Genomic DNA, 14,935 nt, shown 5'->3' on the forward strand with positions numbered 1-14,935 from the left:
ATTCCATACTTATCCTGGGCCGATAACGGTCATGGTGAATTGGGTGGTTAATCAATGAAAAAGAAAGTTTTCTTATTTTTAAGCTATTGTTTTTAAATGGATTTTTAGAAAATAAAAAGATGGGTTGATGTGACTTAACCGGTGGGAGTCTCGGTGGCGAACCCTGCCTTAAAACACTAAATAAAATTAAGTTTATTTGTGCAGCGCCGATAGAGCGTCTCGCGGCATGAAACGAATTCTCCATGGAGAATCCTCGCCTGCCGAGACCAGTTTCACTTGCCCTGAGGCTTGAGCCAAGGGCATCTATCGGGGCTTTTTACCATGCTGCTACTGAATCGAAGCGTCAAACTCCGCCTGGCCGCGAGCCTGGGCGCCTGTATCGTCATGCTGTTCATTATCGGAGTCGTCGGGCTGCTCTGTCTGAGCGACAACAATGCCGCTCTCGAACGGACCTATGAAGGGAACGTGATGACCCTGACGGACCTCAGCCGAATCGATCGAGCCCTGCTCAGCAATCGGGTCAAGATCACCGCGGAGCAGCGTGACCGAAACCCGGAGTCCGCCCGCGTGACGCAGCAGGAGGTCGCGGATAACGATGCCGTCATCGATGCCGCCTGGGAAGACTACTATCCGCAACGTCTCAGTGGCCCGCAGGAGCGGGAGATGGCGGACGCCTTCATCGCCGCGCTGACCCGCTTGCGGGCCACCATCGCCGAGCTCAACGCGGCGATGATCGGCAACGACTTCGATCGAGCCCGCCTCATCGCGACGACGACGCTGCGCCAGCAGTACCCCGCGGCGCTGGACGCCATCCAGACGCTGATCGACCGCAACAGCGCGCAGGCGGCCGAGGCGTTCGAGAGCGCGGTTGTCGAATACGAATGGGGGCGCAATATCATCATCGGCACCATGCTCGGGTCGCTCGTGCTGAGCGTGGCGATGGCCCTGGGGCTGATCCGCGGCATCATGGCGCCGCTGGGCAAGGCGCAGGCACTCGCCAATGCCATGGCTCGCGGCAGGCTCGACAACGACATCGAGATCACCAGCAAGGATGAATTCGGCGTGATGCTGCGCTCGCTCCAGGCCATGGAGAGCCAGTTCTCCAGGATCGTCATGAGCGTGCGTGACAACGCCGAATCCGTCAGCAGCGCGGCGGACGAAATTGCCCAGGGCACCGACGATCTCAGCCGTCGCACCCAGGAGCAGGCGGCCAGCCTCGAGCAGACGGCGGCCTCGATGGACGAGATTACCTCGACCGTGCGCCTGAACGCGGAGAACGCCGCCGAAGCCGATAGGCTCGTGCATGATGTCAGCCACCGCGCCAATGTCGGGGGCGAGGTCGCCGGGCGGGCGATCAAGGCGATGGAAGGGATCAATACGTCGAGCCGCAAGATCGCCGGTATCGTCGGCTTGATCGACGAGATCGCCTTCCAGACCAATCTGCTGGCGCTGAATGCGGCGGTGGAAGCGGCGCGCGCCGGTGAGCAGGGCCGTGGCTTCGCCGTGGTGGCCAGCGAAGTGCGCAACCTTGCCGGGCGCAGCGCCGAGGCCGCCAGGGAGATCAAGCAACTGGTGGAAGAGAGCATCGGCCAGGTGGATGCCGGCAGCGAACTGGTGAACCGGGCGGGTCAGGCGCTGGAGGAAATCGTCGGGGGCGTCAAGCGTGTGACCGTTTTGGTCGGGGAGATCGCGGTAGCCAGTCGCGAGCAGTCGCAGGGTATCGAGCAGATCAATACCGCGGTTTCGCAGATGGACAGCGTGACCCAGCAGAACGCGAACCTGGTGGAAGAATCCAGCGCGGCGGGACGTTCGTTGCAGAGCCAGGCCGCGGCCCTGTTGAAGGAGGTGTCGTTCTTCAAGGGCGCCGCTGCTACCACTGTACGGATCGCCCCGGTGGCATCGGCATCATCGCCGGCCGTGGTCGATCGAGGCGCTAAACGACCGGTTACGCGGCAACGGTCGGCCTCCAGCGCACGTGATCGGGAAGACGCCGTCGAAGAGTGGAGCGCGTTCTGACGCCGTGCGAGTCGGTCAAGGCGCCGGACGCGCAAAAACGAGGCGTGATCGCAGCGACGAGTCGGGGTTTTATCCATACCGAGATAGGACTTTAGCAACAACGAATTAAAGGCTAAACCACGCTTTTGTCGTCACTTTATCGGGCAGGCAACAGGCTAGACTGTGCCCGGTTTCGATTCCTGCGAAACACACTTGGCCCCGACACTGTTCGGGGCCTTTTTTTTGGAAGCCTGTTTTTGGAAGCCTGTTTTTGGAAGCCTGTTTTTGGAAGCCAGGCGGGACGGGGCAGCCGCGGGACTCATGCCCGGAGCCAGCCGTAGAGCAGCTTGTAGAAGGTTTCTTCGGTCAGCGGCTCATACTTGGATAGATCGCGCTTCTGACCGAACTGCAGGTCGGCGAAGTAGTACTCGCCCTCGGATTCGATGATCTCCTTGATGTCGTCCTCGTCCGAGGAGGCGAACAGGAGTATCCGGTTGCCATGGAGGTACTGCTCTTCCGGCTCGACATGCAGCTTGCAGCTGCCGAACGAAACGGTCTGCTCCTGAAGCGTTATCTGGAACGTCTCGTCGAATTTCTCGAGCGTATGCGCGGTATCATCATAATGAATATTGACGCCGTCGATCTCCAGCGCGGCTACCCAGCCCTCGATATGGCTCTGCAGCGCGCGTAGCTGTTCCTTGCAGGTATCCAGTTGCTGCTCGAAATCCGCCAATCGCTGCTGACAGTGGCGGATTTCCTCGTTGATATGGTGCTTCAGCTGCGTGATGTCGACCATGGCGCCCCCTCACCTCAAGCTCATGCGGTTTCGATTCATGATAGTTCGCCAGAAACAAAAAACCGCCTGAATGCAGGCGGTTTTGAGAAACGGTGATGCAGATCAGGCTGCGACTGGGCGATCGATCGACCGCGTTCTCTGTATCGCGCTCAGCGCCTTCTCCAGATCCAATGTCTTGCACTTGAATGCACTGCAATTGGCGCAGCGCACGTTGGTGCCTTCCTGACTATTGATTGGCAGATAGAACTGCTCATGGCCGCAAATCGAACAGCTGAGGTCCAGCGTCACTCTGATCATGCCGTAGCCCTCAGGTAATGATCGTTGAGGGGGCGGCTCTCGCGTGCCATCTTGAGCGTCAGGCTGCGACACTGGTTGAGAATCTGCACTGAATAGTTGGGCGACTGGGAATCCGCCCAATGACCTACGGTGTCGAGAAACTCTCCGCATTCCGTACAGCTGATCTCGTCCCACTCTTCATGAATCTCGAGGGGAACCGATTGAGCGTTACCGCAGCGGGTGCATGAAATGGCGTCTTTCACGATCAGCCCTCCTTGGCTTTAAGTTGGTTTCTGGCTCACCAGAAATTTGTGGCAATCCTTGCCGCATACTGCTGGGGCATCCTTGCCCGGTACTGACCGGCTCTCCTTGCCGGCTGACGAATTCATGCTGGCATAGCCCCCAGTGCTGTACAAGTGTTGTACGAATCGGAGATTTGGACAACCCTATCCCAGGTTAAGTATTAATAGATAAGTATCTGAATTTATTGTATAAAATGATAATCATTATTTTGAAAACTTTTGTAACTTTAATTTGCGTGCTGCAATTATGCCGTCTGTAGCCCTGACCGAAGGCCCTCTCTGCAAGGGTGTCGGCGGCTGTTAACTTTCTGTCATCTACCGGCCTCATACTGCAGGTGCGATGCCAGGAAGGCGTCGTCACGACAGGGACGCGCAGAGCGGGAAGCTCGGTTCAGCATCAGGGACGACGCGTCGGACCAGCGCTCAGCCGTGAGGCTTGGCGCTTTTTTATGTCTCGGGCGGCGCTTTCCGCTGGCTCGAGTTCACCGAGCGGAACTCCGCTTTCGCTCGATCGTCTCGCCGCGAGTGCCGGGAAAGAGGCGATTGCCACATTCTCTACTGAACGTCCGTGCGTCAGGGCCGCTATGCTTAGTGCACATCTCCTTTCGAGTCGGAATCTTCATGAGTTCTCTGAGCCAGCACAAGGCGTTCATCTTATTGCTGACGCTAGTGTCCATCGCCTTCGTTTGGTTGCTGTTGCCGTTCTACGGTGCCGTGCTCTGGGCGGTGATACTGGCGATCCTGTTCCAGCCCATGCATCGGCGGCTGGAGGCCCGGCTGCAAGGGCACCGCAACGTGGCAGCGCTGGTCAGCGTGATGGCCTGCGTGTTCATCGTCATCATCCCGATGTCACTGATCTTCGGGGCTCTGGTGCGGGAGGGCGCCAGCGTCTACCAGCGTGTAGGCAGCGGCGATATCGACTTCAATGACTACATCCAGCAGTTCCAGAGTTCGCTGCCGGCTTCGGCGCAGACCTGGCTGGGCGACGCCGGCTTCGGCAGCCTTTCCGATATCAGCAATCGTCTGGCATCCGCCCTGGAACAGGGCAGCCAACTGATCGCCACCCACATGCTGAGCATCGGTCAGAACACGCTCCAGTTTCTGGTCAGCGCCGGGATCATGCTCTACCTGCTGTTCTTCCTGTTTCGGGATGGCCGATCCCTGGGACAGCAAATCCGCATCACGATCCCGCTGAGCGACGAATACACCTACCAGCTCATCGACAAGTTCACCGCCGTGGTGCGATCCACCGTCAAGGGCAACGTGATCATCGCCATGGTGCAGGGCGCGATCGGCGGCGTCGCCTTCTGGGCGCTGGGGATCGAAGCCGCGCTGCTGTGGGGCGTGATGATGGCGTTCCTGTCGCTGCTGCCGGCGATCGGCTCCGCGATCGTCTGGGTGCCGGTGGCGGCCTACCTTCTGATCACCGGAGCCTACGTCAAAGGGGCGATACTGATCTTCGTCGGCGTGGTGGTGATCGGGCTCGTCGATAACTTCCTGCGTCCGCCGCTGGTCGGCAAGGAGACCAAGCTGCCCGATTACGTGGTGCTGATCTCCACGGTAGGCGGAATGACGCTGATGGGCATCAACGGCTTCGTGCTCGGCCCGCTGATCGCCGCGCTGTTCATCGTCGTCTGGTCGCTGTATCGCCAGGAACAGGCGGAAGCGGAATTGTCGCCAGACGTGGCGCCCTCGGACGAGATCGCCTCGGAGAACCGGGAGCGCTGACCCGGCAGACGCTGGGCGCAGCCAGGCGTGCGGTTTCCCAGTTGTCCGCCGCGAATTTGATGATTATGATAGGCGCCGCCTGGCCGGTATAGCTCAGCTGGCAGAGCAACGCATTCGTAATGCGTAGGTCGGTGGTTCGAGTCCACTTACCGGCACCAGGCATATCAAGGGTTTGCGCCCGATCCTGCCTAGTATCACTTCCTTTTTATCCAGTATTTGGCACACTTGCGGTACATCTCCGCAGGTAACGCTATGGCTACGTTCCAAAAACGCTCCGGTTCCTGGCGAGCGATCATTCGTAAGAAAGGCTACCCCCAGATCAGCGCCACATTCGATACGAAGGCGCAGGCAGCCATCGGAGATACCATATTCAGTCATTGAATCGCCGGTGACCGTCAGGAAGAAGGTCGAGGACTTGCGCTTGATGAAGCGCTGGTTGAGATCGAGCGTGCGGCCAGCGTAGTCCTCTGCCGGACTGGGAAAGCCAGATAACCCGCCCCGCGTGAGCGTCAGCGGAAACGGAATCTCAACCCGGAGTGGTGCCGGTGCCGCAGTGGCGAAGATAAAGCCCGACCTCATAATGCATCTGCCTTCCCTAGAGATAGTGTATAGATATACAGTATTTAACGAAAAGCGATCCCCGGGCAATCGTTTCTTTGATGACCCGGTGGACGAAAACGGAACGGGGCTGGCAACGGCGCGGCTTCTGACAAACATGAAAAAATTGCATGCGTGGGGAAACGATGCAGGTTCAGTATTTGGGGCCGCTGATGATGGGGTTAGGGCATCCAGCATTGACTGGCTATGACCTGGGAAGCTTCCCGCCGAGCTGTTTCGCGGTGGAGCTGAAAAAGGGCGCGGGATTCAACGGGCCACTGATCGAAGGCGATGTGTTGATTGCCGACGAGGATCGGCTGGCGACAAATGACGACCTGGCGATCGCAAAGGTCGAAGGAGAGCATCTGCTGGCCAGAAACCTGGTGTATCGGTGGACGCGTGCGACTGATACCGCTGCAGGGACGGGATTCGCTGTTCGTGCGTGAGGATATGCTGGGTGTGGTGGTCAGCCAGGCACGGCGGTATGTGACGTAGGCTTAGCCATTCGAGTTGCTAGGGGCGCGCTGTAAAAGCATCCGCGCGTAGACCCAGTCGTCGGGGCTGGTGCGTGCGGGTAGGCCAAAACCCTTGACCCAATCGGGATAGCGTAACTCCACGCTTCTCACGAATTGCCGGTGAGATCTTGGAATGGCCTTGCCGTCGATCAGATCGTCACGGATGAGCCGGAGCTCGGCGATCGTTTCTTTATCCGGTGCATCGGCCTCGCTTGCCGTGGGGAGCACCTTTTCTTCTGCCTGGTTTTCCTCGCTGGCTTTCCGACGCCGGCGCCATTCTTCTGACGCTACCACTAGCAGAGCGGAGAGTTCTTTATCTGTCAGCTCGCTAACAAGCGCTTCATGGTTATGTTGGTAGGAGTGGGTCATCGTTGAGACGCGAGGTGCAAATACAGTGGCAGTTCCAAGTCGAATGGCTGCCGCTACTGAGTGCTTAGGGGACTGAGGAGGCAACGCTGCGGGCTTACGTGATCCCGCAGCGTAGCGTCAGAATAATTTTGCGCGGTTTGCAATCAGGTCCAGAAGTGTACGTTCATGACTATCTTGCACATAATTTCTTTTCGATAAAAAATTTTTAATTTCAATGACTTGCGAGTCAGCCTGCGCCCATTCTTCGGGTTTGACGGAATGAGGCTCCTCGGCAATTGATGAAAAGGGAAGAGCGCTCGGGTTGAAGAGATCCAACTGATGCTCTTGAGTCATGAACTTTTCTCCTGGTTCTCCCAATGCGGCCATGGGAGGCCGCCTAGACCGCTGATGTTGAGCAGTTCTACTGATCAAGCGATTGTAGCCGCTTGACGACGATACCCTCAAGCGTCGCCACCGCCTCAATAGTAGGTGCTGTGACTGGAAATGCAGGAGATAGCTGCATTTTTCCTTCTTTATTTTTTCTCCCATTGACGCCTGTTGAGAAGAAGCTCAGATAGCGAGAGGGTGCTACACCGTCGAAGGGTATGATTCTGACTTTTTTGCCATCGCTCTCTTGTTCCGTCAAGGCATCGTCGTGAAGCTTAGTAGCTAGGCTTTTACGATAAGGTTCCAAAAAGTAAACTTCAGACACGCCTGCCGCAACGATATGTCTCGCACAGGAATGGCAAGGATATGTTGTAACAAAAAGCTTCCCACCTTTGATTTGGTCGCCTTTAGTCGAGCCCGCGCTGAGCAAAGCGTGCATTTCAGCATGCACTGCTCGAGAAAACTCTATTAAAGTTTTGAGCTGTGAATCTTTTCTGATGACAGCAAATGCCTCCGTTTTTTTCTCTTCGGCAATTATCCTCTTTTCAATGAGCTTATCTACAACTGCGTCTGCTATCTTGTTTTTCTCACTATCATTAAAGCAGTGGCCGCCGTCTTTGTTCCAACACCTGTGGTCATTGTCAGTGGTAGTGCCAATATCAATCGACTCGTAGAGCCCACCAAATGGTCGCGGAACGTCGTTCCAACCAGTTGCTAAAATTTCACCCGATTGATTTGTAATTGAAGCACCCACTTGGCGTGAAAGACAAGCTGAATTTCGAGCAGCTGAGAAAGCAGTATACATTGCCCGTTCAGCGATAGTAGGAGTTATAATTTTCGTGCCAAGCATAAGGTCTAAAAATCTTCTGGCTCTGTCCTTCCTTTGACTATCAGTGCCAGAGTCAATACGCATAAAGAAATCTGCTTGAGGGAAAGTGTCACCCACCTGTTGACCATGCCCTAATTCCTCTCCTGAATCTCGATCAATGAGCTCATGTATTTGGTCTTTTGGCCCTTTTATTCTTTCAAGCTTTTGCACCCTCACTTCAATAGGGGAGTATACACCGATCACGTGCAACATATTCCCATAGATTGATCGCAAGAGCTCCAGTTCTTCTATATGTTTGATAGAGTCAATAATGTGACAGGTTTTAGGGGTTACGGTGGGTATCGTCTCACCACCTACAGTTTTTGGAATATCTTTGTTCGATTCTTGCTGTATATTTTCTCTATGTAGAGCAATTTGCCTCACGGCGAGTGAGGCGAGTATTCGGTTACCTTTACTTTTACGTAAGGTGTTTCCCGCCTCAATTAGCTGGTTAATTGAATGCTCGGTCTCTGGAATACCAGCCTGCTTTCTTATCTCCGAACTGAGTCTTATAACGTTTACACTTTCATAACCGTAGTCGGAGCTTGACAAGAGGCTTTTGAACTCTTTCGCCACCTCGTGAAGCGGTGTGCCAAGCGGACCACACAAAGCTATGACAATCTCAGGGGTTGCTGTTTTTGCGATTGCAGCTTGGCTGTCGAGTTCTCCTAGCTCATGACTCTCGTTCGAGGCTTCAACCGTTGGTATCACTTCTCGTTGTGCTGCCACATTACGTCCCCCAAGCTGTTTTTGTGATTCTGCATCTAGGATGTTACAGATGTCTACTGAATGGTTACGAGCTCGAGATGTAGGACATTGGTATAGCCTGAATCATCAATTCATGACGCACCTCTGTCAGCAGCCACTCGGTTTCCTCGATCTCTCGCTTCCAGCCGTAACAGCGCGCCGGAGTTTCCGGGTAGATGTCCGGCCGGCCTTCGGCGAGCGTTAGGCTGAATTCAGCGAGGCCGCGCTGCAGGCGTTGCCACTCGGCCCGTGCGGCGGCGAGGGCGTCCGCCTCGTTGGCATAGATGGATCGCAGGCGCTTGGCGTTGTCGTCGGCACCTGCGATGACGTCGCGGCGCTGGGCGCCGTTGGTGTCGTGCCAGGCAACGATTACGCCGGAATAACTGTCGCGATCGGTCACGCTGTAGCGATGCTGGTAGCCGTCTTGTCGGCGAATGACGATCGGGGGAATCTCGAGCCCATTGGCAGTGGTGGCCTGCCCGGCGGGAATAAACAGCAGATTCCCCGCCTTTACGGTGGCGATGGCATCATAGCGCTCGGCAAGCCGCGTGAGGAAGTTGATATCGGACTCTTCTGTCTGGTCGATGTGCTTGATACCGATGACCGACAGTTGGTTTCCGATGCGTGGTGTGAGGTAGTGGCGCTTGGCGATGGTGGTCACGATGTCGTCGATGGTGGTGCGGTGCCAGCTCTGCGTCCGCTTGACGGGGAACTGCCCACGAAAGTCGGCGCTACTGGCGCGGATCGAGAGGATATCCGGCGCGCCGGCGTGCTCCACTTCGTCGACGATGAACGTGCCCCGGTCGGTGAGCGGCTCACCGGCCCAGCCGATGGCGACATGGATCTCGACGCCGCGGCGGGGGAGGGCGAGCTGGCCATCGTCGTCGGTCAACGTGAGATCCAGTTGATCCGCTTCGAGGCCCCGGCGATCCGTCAGCGTGAGACGCTGCAGGCGACCGCGAACGCGCGGGGTGATCTGCTCGCCGCCGATGGCTAGGCGATAGTCCGGCGTGCGAGCCGGGCGTCCCACGCGGCTCATGCCAGTGCCTGCGTGGCGGCTCGCAATGCGGTTCCGCTGATGGTGCCGAGAAGCTCCCGGCGCTCGTCATCGATGCGCGAGAGCGAGAGTGAGAACGTGATGTGAGACGCCGCGCCGTCGCGGAAATGGCGGTCGCTGCCCTCGTCCATTGAATCGATAGTGTACAGCCCGTACATGCGCCCGGTTCCCTCGATCAGCGGCCATGCTGCGCCTTGGTCACCCATGGCGCGTAGCTGGTCGAGGTTGGACTGGCCACCGGTGAATTCGGGATATAGCTCGCCGGCGAGAGTGATCTTGTCCGTGCCGGGGCCGAGAAACTGAATCGCCGGGCGCTTGCCGATGCGCGAGAGGCTGGAGTTTCGCCACTGCGTCTGGCGCCTGAAGTCCTGGTAGGCGGCGGTCGATAACGAGAAAACGAACATGCCGTAGACCATCATCATATTGGGAACCTTGAATGCTGGGTTTAAAACTCAAACTGAAACGTATCTTTAACCTCAAGGCTGAAGTGGCGCTTTTCGTCCTTTGCCTGATCATCGTTTCCATTGCTGATCTCAGCGGTGACCGTGGGTATGTTCTGCGGCTCGCCCAGTCCAGTAACAGCGAGCCTCTCTACCTCCTTATCGGTACCATGCTTGGCTTCCTGCTTCGCGAGCCATCAGACGAGCATGCGCAGGGCGCGTTGGTGTTTGCGCTATTCGCAGTATTTTTCTCGATGCTTCTCGCGGCGCTATCTAGCCTTGAAAATGACCCTGCATGGTTGCTGGGTGTTGCGCTGATGTCGGGATTCTTAAGCGCGCTTATCAGCAGCGTTGCATATCTGTTTTTCGCGCTACGGGCGCGGGCTCGGGCTGATCGAATCCAGTCCGCAAAACCCCCTCACTTTATTCGCACCAAGCCACCGCGCTATCACTGATCAGTCGTTGTCGTAGAGGTTGCGTCGGGTACGCGCAGCGGCGTCGCGCTCGGCGGCGGCCAGGGCACGCTGTACCTCGGCGGCGACGTAACGAGCGAGCGCTTGTTCGTCCATGCTGGGGGCAGCGTGGACGTTGATGTCGCCAATAGTTACCTGGACCGTGCCGCCGCCCGACGCGGCCATCGGTGGTCGGGTATCCAGGGGGATGCCGCGCCCGGCGTCGATGGCTGGCATGGCCGCCACGGGTAGGGTAGCAGCGCCGAAGGCGATGCCGGCGCCGGCCTGGGTGACGCGCTTGGCGATTGCGGCGACGCGCTGGGCCGGCTCATCGCGCTTCTGATCGAGCCCCTGGTTGAATCCCTCGACGGTGTAACCGCCGATCTCCCGGAATACGCGAGACGGCGAGTTGATGCGCAGCAGATCGCGCGCTTTCTGAATGGCGCCGTTGGCCATGTCACCGGCGCGATCGGCAACCGATGCCGCACCATTCTTGATGCCTTCGCCGAGGCCGTTGGCCGCTTCTTTACCTGCGTTCCATTCTTGGTACAGTTGGTGTGCCAAAAAGCGACCATCGGTGACTTGTCAGGTTGGCGCTAGAGGCCCGTGATTACGGGAGTTGTAGACTGTAAGTCGCATGGTGTGGTGCATTGCTCTTGCATTCGTAATGCGTAGGTCGGTGGTTCGAGTCCACTTACCGGCACCAGGTTTTTCTAGAGCATTTGCCGGTCTCCTCCCTTATTCGAAGACATAGATTTTCCTGCCTTCGCCACGTAGCAGAGATCCAAGCAGTTGCTGTGGCCTTTTCCGTTCAGGAATCGAAGTCCAGCCGTTTTTCCTCGCGTCGCACTCTAAAACCATAGCCAAGCGCTATTTGGCGGGCTCGTTGCCCGATGGCAATATAGCGCTCCTTTTTTATCGGCTTCCTGGGTCAAGATGGTCAAGACGTATCTCGGCAAGATGAAAGGCTCGCCAGTGAGCCGCAAGACTCCCTGCTGGCGTGACGCGGTCTGGTCATGGCTGGGCGCGTTTCTGGGCATGGCCGGTGTGGGATGGCTGAGCGCGCAGTCGCTTCAGACGCATTCGCTGCTGATGGTGGGATCCTTCGGCGCGACCTCGGTGCTTCTTTATGCCGCGCCGGAAAGCCCGCTCGCCCAGCCGCGCAACGTGCTGTTCGGCAATCTGCTCTCGGCGCTGTGCGGCGTACTGGTCTGGAAGCTGCTTGGCGATAGCTGGATCGCGGCGGCGGTAGCGGTATCGACCTCCATCCTGCTGATGCAGTTGACCCACACGCTCCATCCGCCGGGCGGCGCGACGGCGTTGATCGCGGTGATCGGGTCCGGGGAGCTGCACTCGCTTGGCTGGTCCTATGCGTTTTTCCCGGTAGCGACCGGGTGCCTGCTGATGCTGCTCATCGCGGTGCTGATCAACAATCTGGCGCGGCATCGCCGTTATCCGCTGCACTGGTGGTAAGCCACGACTGACACCTGATGTTTCTCGCGCCTCGGGTACTACAGCTTTCAGGCGGCGCCAGGTCGTGCGCCTCCTTACACTCAGGGTTTTCGTCGCGATTCCGGCCCGGCGAGCGGGCCATCAGAAACGGGAATGCCATGAAAACCCTCAGCTGTTTCATGACCGTCGTCTGCGTGATGAGTTGGAGCGCGGGTTCGAGCGCCGGCGGGGGCGCCAGTGCCCATGCAGAAGAACCGCTGAATTGTGCCAACTTCCGTTGCCACTTTGGCGATGTCCCCAAGGCCGACCCGCCCTTGATTGCCGAGCCGTTCGTCTCTTTCTATCGGGATGCGGTGGTCAAGCCGATGCGGCCCTACCATGACTGGGAACCCACCGCCTGGCGACTGCCGAATCCTCGCGCTGCCAAGACGTCAGACAAGGCCGGCACGACGCCGATGGACTGATCGTCATGCCGTCGATGTCGCCATCGCCGACGATCATGCGGCGTTGGCGCGATCCTGCCCCGGCCGGCCCTGGCTGGAGTGTTTCTTTTTGTCACGCATTCTGTCACGACTCAGGGCGATCATCGCGTTTTCCAGGTCTGCCGAGTAGCACTTGAAGGCGGTGCAGTTCGCGCAGCGAATCTGCTGCCTCTCCTCGGCCCGCACGGGGAGATAGAACTGATCGTGATCGCAGATCGAGCAGGTGAGATCCAGCGTGACGCGAATCATGGCGTACCTCCAGAGATTGGGAAGAGGCGAGCGTGGTCTGGGCTCGTCGTTCTGGGGGCGTAGTGTGGCGTGGTGGTATGACGCCATGATGAAAGCCGTATCCGGCATTGTGTCGTCGTGTAAGCGGGTCAGAGGCGATTCAGCATTAATTGATTCACGTTATCGTTGCCGCGGTCGGCGGATGTCACCGTGAGCGCCACTGGAGAAGCGGCGGCGGCTTCCACCGTTGCAGGATTTGAAATTTCCGTCCGTTTTTCTAGGATGAGTATCCCTTTGAAAGATAACCGAGGATCCTTTGACCCTTTCCTAATCAAGTTTAGTGCGACGCACTGTTCGATGCTTCATCGCACCTAGGACTGGATCTGAACCCTGATCACAAACTTGGAGGTGATTGGATGTCAGTACAGACCGCATCCCCCAAAACCCAGAATGCCACGTGGACGAAGCAGGATCGCTATCCGACACGCCTACGCCAGCCGCAGGAAGCGCTCTGGCAGCCGCGTCAGGAGGAGGTCGTCAAGGGGCGCCATCTGGATGGCCCGTTGAGCGGCGAGCAACTGGATCGCTTCGAACGCGATGGTTTTCTCTTCGAGCCCAACTTCCTGGGCCAGACGGAACTCGAGGCGTTACGGGCAGAACTGGCCGTGATGCTCGATCGCGACGATTTCCGTGACCGGGACTTCTCGATTACCGAGCCGCAGAGCCACGAGATCCGCTCGCTGTTCGCGATTCATCACCTGTCCCCGCGTTACAACGAATTGGCGCAGGATCAGCGCCTGATGGGCCGCGCCCGTCAGATCGTCGGCGGCGATGTCTACGTGCATCAGTCTCGCATCAACTACAAGCCCGGCTTCCACGGCAAGGGCTTCAACTGGCACTCGGACTTCGAGACCTGGCACGCCGAAGACGGCATGCCCGAGATGCACGCCGTCAGCGCCTCGATCGTGTTGACGGACAACCATCACTTCAATGGCCCGTTGATGCTGATCCCCGGCTCGCACAAGGTGTTCGTGCACTGCCTGGGCGAGACGCCGGACGACAACCACAAGCAGTCGCTGAAGCAGCAGGAACTTGGCGTGCCGAGCAACGAAGCGCTGCGCGAGCTGATCAATCAGCGCGGTATCGAAGCGCCCACCGGCGCCGCGGGCGGGCTGTTGCTGTTCGACTGCAACACGCTGCATGGCTCCAACGCCAACATGTCGCCGGACCCGCGCAGCAATGCGTTCTTCGTCTACAACCGTCGCGACAATGCCTGCGTGCAGCCGTTCGGCGCCCGGAAGCAGCGTCCGTCGTTCCTGGCGCATCAGCCGGACGAAGTGTGGACGCCCCAGCAGGGCACGCACTGAGGCCCTGATCGCGCCGGCCGGTATCGGACCGCCCGCAGGCGCTTGGAATTGACCGAAAAGCCGGCGTGGTGCCATAAGCCGCCGTTGGAGGTAGACTCGATGAGTTGCCGCCAGCGGCGGCTTCTTGCGTCTAGAGGCTCGATTTTCGCCTGGAAGATCGATCTCTCTATCTCTAGAGATTCTCAACGGTCATCGCTTTTGCTTTGGAGCTCGCCATGCCTTTCATCACCCGATTCACCGACGGTCTCGAGACCGGCCTGCCGCTGGGCAAGATTCTCTGCGTGGGGCGCAACTACGCCGAACACGCCAAGGAACTCAACAACCCGGTGCCGCAGTCGCCGATCCTGTTCATCAAGCCTGCGACCAGTGCCGTCGAGCTGGAAGAGCCGATCGAGCAGCAGTTCGCCCATGGCGAGGTGCATTTCGAGACCGAGCTGGCGCTGCTGATCGGCGAGCGCATGAGTCATGTCAGTGCGAAAGAGGCGATGAAGGGCGTGGTCGGGGTCGGCCTGGCGCTGGATCTGACGCTGCGAGACGTGCAGTCCGCGCTCAAGGAGAAGGGCCACCCGTGGGAGCGGGCCAAGGCGTTCGACGGTGCCTGCCCGATCTCGCGTTTCGTGCCGGTGGAAGGCGATGTCGACTGGAGCGCGATCACGTTCCATCTCGATATCGACGGCAAGCGCCAGCAGAGCGGCAAGACCAGCGACATGCTGTTCGACATGCCGTCGCTGATCGAGGAGATGACCCGCACCTTCACCCTCGAGCCGGGCGACGTGATCCTGACCGGCACGCCCTCCGGCGTCGGCCAGCTACCCCGCGACGCGGTACTCGGCCTCTCGCTCTCGCTGGGGCTGGATGTCGGCACGCGTACGCGATAAAACCCGCTACGGGCTACGGG

Annotated in this window: 17 protein-coding genes, 2 tRNA genes and 1 pseudogene; 10 read left to right on the forward strand and 10 right to left on the reverse strand. The window is 58.3% G+C overall.

What is annotated here, in order from left to right; all coding sequences use genetic code 11:
• Window positions 1-321 precede the first annotated feature (321 nt).
• Window positions 322-2,016, forward strand: a complete 1,695-nt coding sequence (locus DOM32_RS09515) for a methyl-accepting chemotaxis protein (protein WP_110633791.1) — start codon at window positions 322-324, stop codon at window positions 2,014-2,016.
• Between the two features lie 298 nt (window positions 2,017-2,314).
• On the opposite strand, the gene DOM32_RS09520 is transcribed toward DOM32_RS09515, so the two are convergent.
• On the reverse strand, window positions 2,315-2,791 hold the full coding sequence (locus DOM32_RS09520) for a hypothetical protein (protein ID WP_071232669.1): 477 nt from the start codon (window positions 2,789-2,791) through the stop codon (window positions 2,315-2,317).
• A gap of 293 nt (window positions 2,792-3,084) precedes the next feature.
• The gene (locus DOM32_RS09530) at window positions 3,085-3,330 is read right to left on the reverse strand and encodes a hypothetical protein (protein WP_071232671.1); all 246 of its coding nucleotides are present in this window, start codon (window positions 3,328-3,330) and stop codon (window positions 3,085-3,087) included.
• A gap of 660 nt (window positions 3,331-3,990) precedes the next feature.
• On the opposite strand from DOM32_RS09530, the gene DOM32_RS09535 reads away from it, so the two are divergent.
• Together DOM32_RS09535 and DOM32_RS09540 are read left to right on the forward strand one after the other, a co-directional pair.
• Window positions 3,991-5,097 (forward strand): AI-2E family transporter, encoded by a 1,107-nt coding sequence (locus tag DOM32_RS09535; protein ID WP_110633795.1) that lies wholly within the window; start codon window positions 3,991-3,993, stop codon window positions 5,095-5,097.
• 82 nt (window positions 5,098-5,179) lie between these two features.
• Window positions 5,180-5,255: transfer RNA gene (locus DOM32_RS09540), tRNA-Thr, on the forward strand.
• A gap of 199 nt (window positions 5,256-5,454) precedes the next feature.
• Here the strand turns inward: DOM32_RS09540 and DOM32_RS18315 are convergent.
• Window positions 5,455-5,892: pseudogene (locus DOM32_RS18315) on the reverse strand (LexA family protein); the annotation flags it as partial.
• On the opposite strand from DOM32_RS18315, the gene DOM32_RS09545 reads away from it, so the two are divergent.
• Window positions 5,826-6,140 (forward strand): LexA family transcriptional regulator, encoded by a 315-nt coding sequence (locus tag DOM32_RS09545; protein WP_110633797.1) that lies wholly within the window; start codon window positions 5,826-5,828, stop codon window positions 6,138-6,140. The pseudogene DOM32_RS18315 and the gene DOM32_RS09545 sit on opposite strands and share 67 nt — an antisense overlap.
• A 51-nt stretch (window positions 6,141-6,191) precedes the next feature.
• Here the strand turns inward: DOM32_RS09545 and DOM32_RS09550 are convergent, their stop codons facing one another.
• The 5 genes from DOM32_RS09550 to DOM32_RS09565 form a co-directional block, all read right to left on the reverse strand.
• On the reverse strand, window positions 6,192-6,578 hold the full coding sequence (locus DOM32_RS09550) for a hypothetical protein (RefSeq protein WP_110633799.1): 387 nt from the start codon (window positions 6,576-6,578) through the stop codon (window positions 6,192-6,194).
• Between the two features lie 117 nt (window positions 6,579-6,695).
• A complete protein-coding gene (locus DOM32_RS17775) occupies window positions 6,696-6,911 on the reverse strand; it encodes a hypothetical protein (RefSeq protein ID WP_157957062.1) in 216 nt (71 codons plus the stop codon).
• A 67-nt stretch (window positions 6,912-6,978) separates the two neighbouring features.
• Entirely contained in the window at window positions 6,979-8,541 is a 1,563-nt protein-coding gene (locus DOM32_RS09555; RefSeq protein ID WP_208625354.1) for an anti-phage dCTP deaminase, read from the reverse strand.
• A 64-nt stretch (window positions 8,542-8,605) separates the two neighbouring features.
• Window positions 8,606-9,598 (reverse strand): phage late control D family protein, encoded by a 993-nt coding sequence (locus DOM32_RS09560; protein WP_208625355.1) that lies wholly within the window; start codon window positions 9,596-9,598, stop codon window positions 8,606-8,608.
• A complete protein-coding gene (locus DOM32_RS09565; protein WP_110633804.1) occupies window positions 9,595-10,038 on the reverse strand; it encodes a phage tail protein in 444 nt (147 codons plus the stop codon). The genes DOM32_RS09560 and DOM32_RS09565 overlap by 4 nt, the downstream gene beginning before the upstream one ends.
• Window positions 10,039-10,052: 14 nt before the next feature.
• Between DOM32_RS09565 and DOM32_RS09570 the strand changes: the two genes are divergently transcribed.
• A complete protein-coding gene (locus DOM32_RS09570; protein ID WP_110633807.1) occupies window positions 10,053-10,511 on the forward strand; it encodes a hypothetical protein in 459 nt (152 codons plus the stop codon).
• Here the strand turns inward: DOM32_RS09570 and DOM32_RS09575 are convergent, their stop codons facing one another.
• Window positions 10,512-11,072 (reverse strand): phage tail protein, encoded by a 561-nt coding sequence (locus tag DOM32_RS09575; protein ID WP_110633810.1) that lies wholly within the window; start codon window positions 11,070-11,072, stop codon window positions 10,512-10,514.
• A gap of 71 nt (window positions 11,073-11,143) precedes the next feature.
• Here DOM32_RS09575 and DOM32_RS09580 point away from each other — a divergent pair.
• From DOM32_RS09580 to DOM32_RS09590, 3 genes are all read left to right on the forward strand, one after another.
• Window positions 11,144-11,214 (forward strand) — tRNA-Thr (locus tag DOM32_RS09580).
• A gap of 230 nt (window positions 11,215-11,444) precedes the next feature.
• A complete protein-coding gene (locus tag DOM32_RS09585; protein WP_110633812.1) occupies window positions 11,445-11,981 on the forward strand; it encodes an HPP family protein in 537 nt (178 codons plus the stop codon).
• A 137-nt stretch (window positions 11,982-12,118) separates the two neighbouring features.
• The gene (locus DOM32_RS09590; protein WP_071232674.1) at window positions 12,119-12,424 is read left to right on the forward strand and encodes a hypothetical protein; all 306 of its coding nucleotides are present in this window, start codon (window positions 12,119-12,121) and stop codon (window positions 12,422-12,424) included.
• A gap of 33 nt (window positions 12,425-12,457) precedes the next feature.
• Here the strand turns inward: DOM32_RS09590 and DOM32_RS09595 are convergent, their stop codons facing one another.
• Window positions 12,458-12,691: a hypothetical protein gene (locus DOM32_RS09595; RefSeq protein ID WP_110633814.1), complete on the reverse strand. Its 234-nt coding sequence runs from the start codon at window positions 12,689-12,691 to the stop codon at window positions 12,458-12,460.
• A gap of 395 nt (window positions 12,692-13,086) precedes the next feature.
• Between DOM32_RS09595 and thpD the strand changes: the two genes are divergently transcribed.
• Both thpD and DOM32_RS09605 read left to right on the forward strand, forming a co-directional pair.
• Window positions 13,087-14,037: an ectoine hydroxylase gene (thpD, locus tag DOM32_RS09600; RefSeq protein ID WP_071232676.1), complete on the forward strand. Its 951-nt coding sequence runs from the start codon at window positions 13,087-13,089 to the stop codon at window positions 14,035-14,037.
• Between the two features lie 215 nt (window positions 14,038-14,252).
• Window positions 14,253-14,915 (forward strand): fumarylacetoacetate hydrolase family protein, encoded by a 663-nt coding sequence (locus DOM32_RS09605; RefSeq protein WP_110633817.1) that lies wholly within the window; start codon window positions 14,253-14,255, stop codon window positions 14,913-14,915.
• Window positions 14,916-14,935 lie beyond the last annotated feature (20 nt).

It is taken from the genome of Salinicola salarius (assembly GCF_003206135.1).
In the GTDB taxonomy this organism is placed as follows: domain Bacteria; phylum Pseudomonadota; class Gammaproteobacteria; order Pseudomonadales; family Halomonadaceae; genus Salinicola; species Salinicola salarius.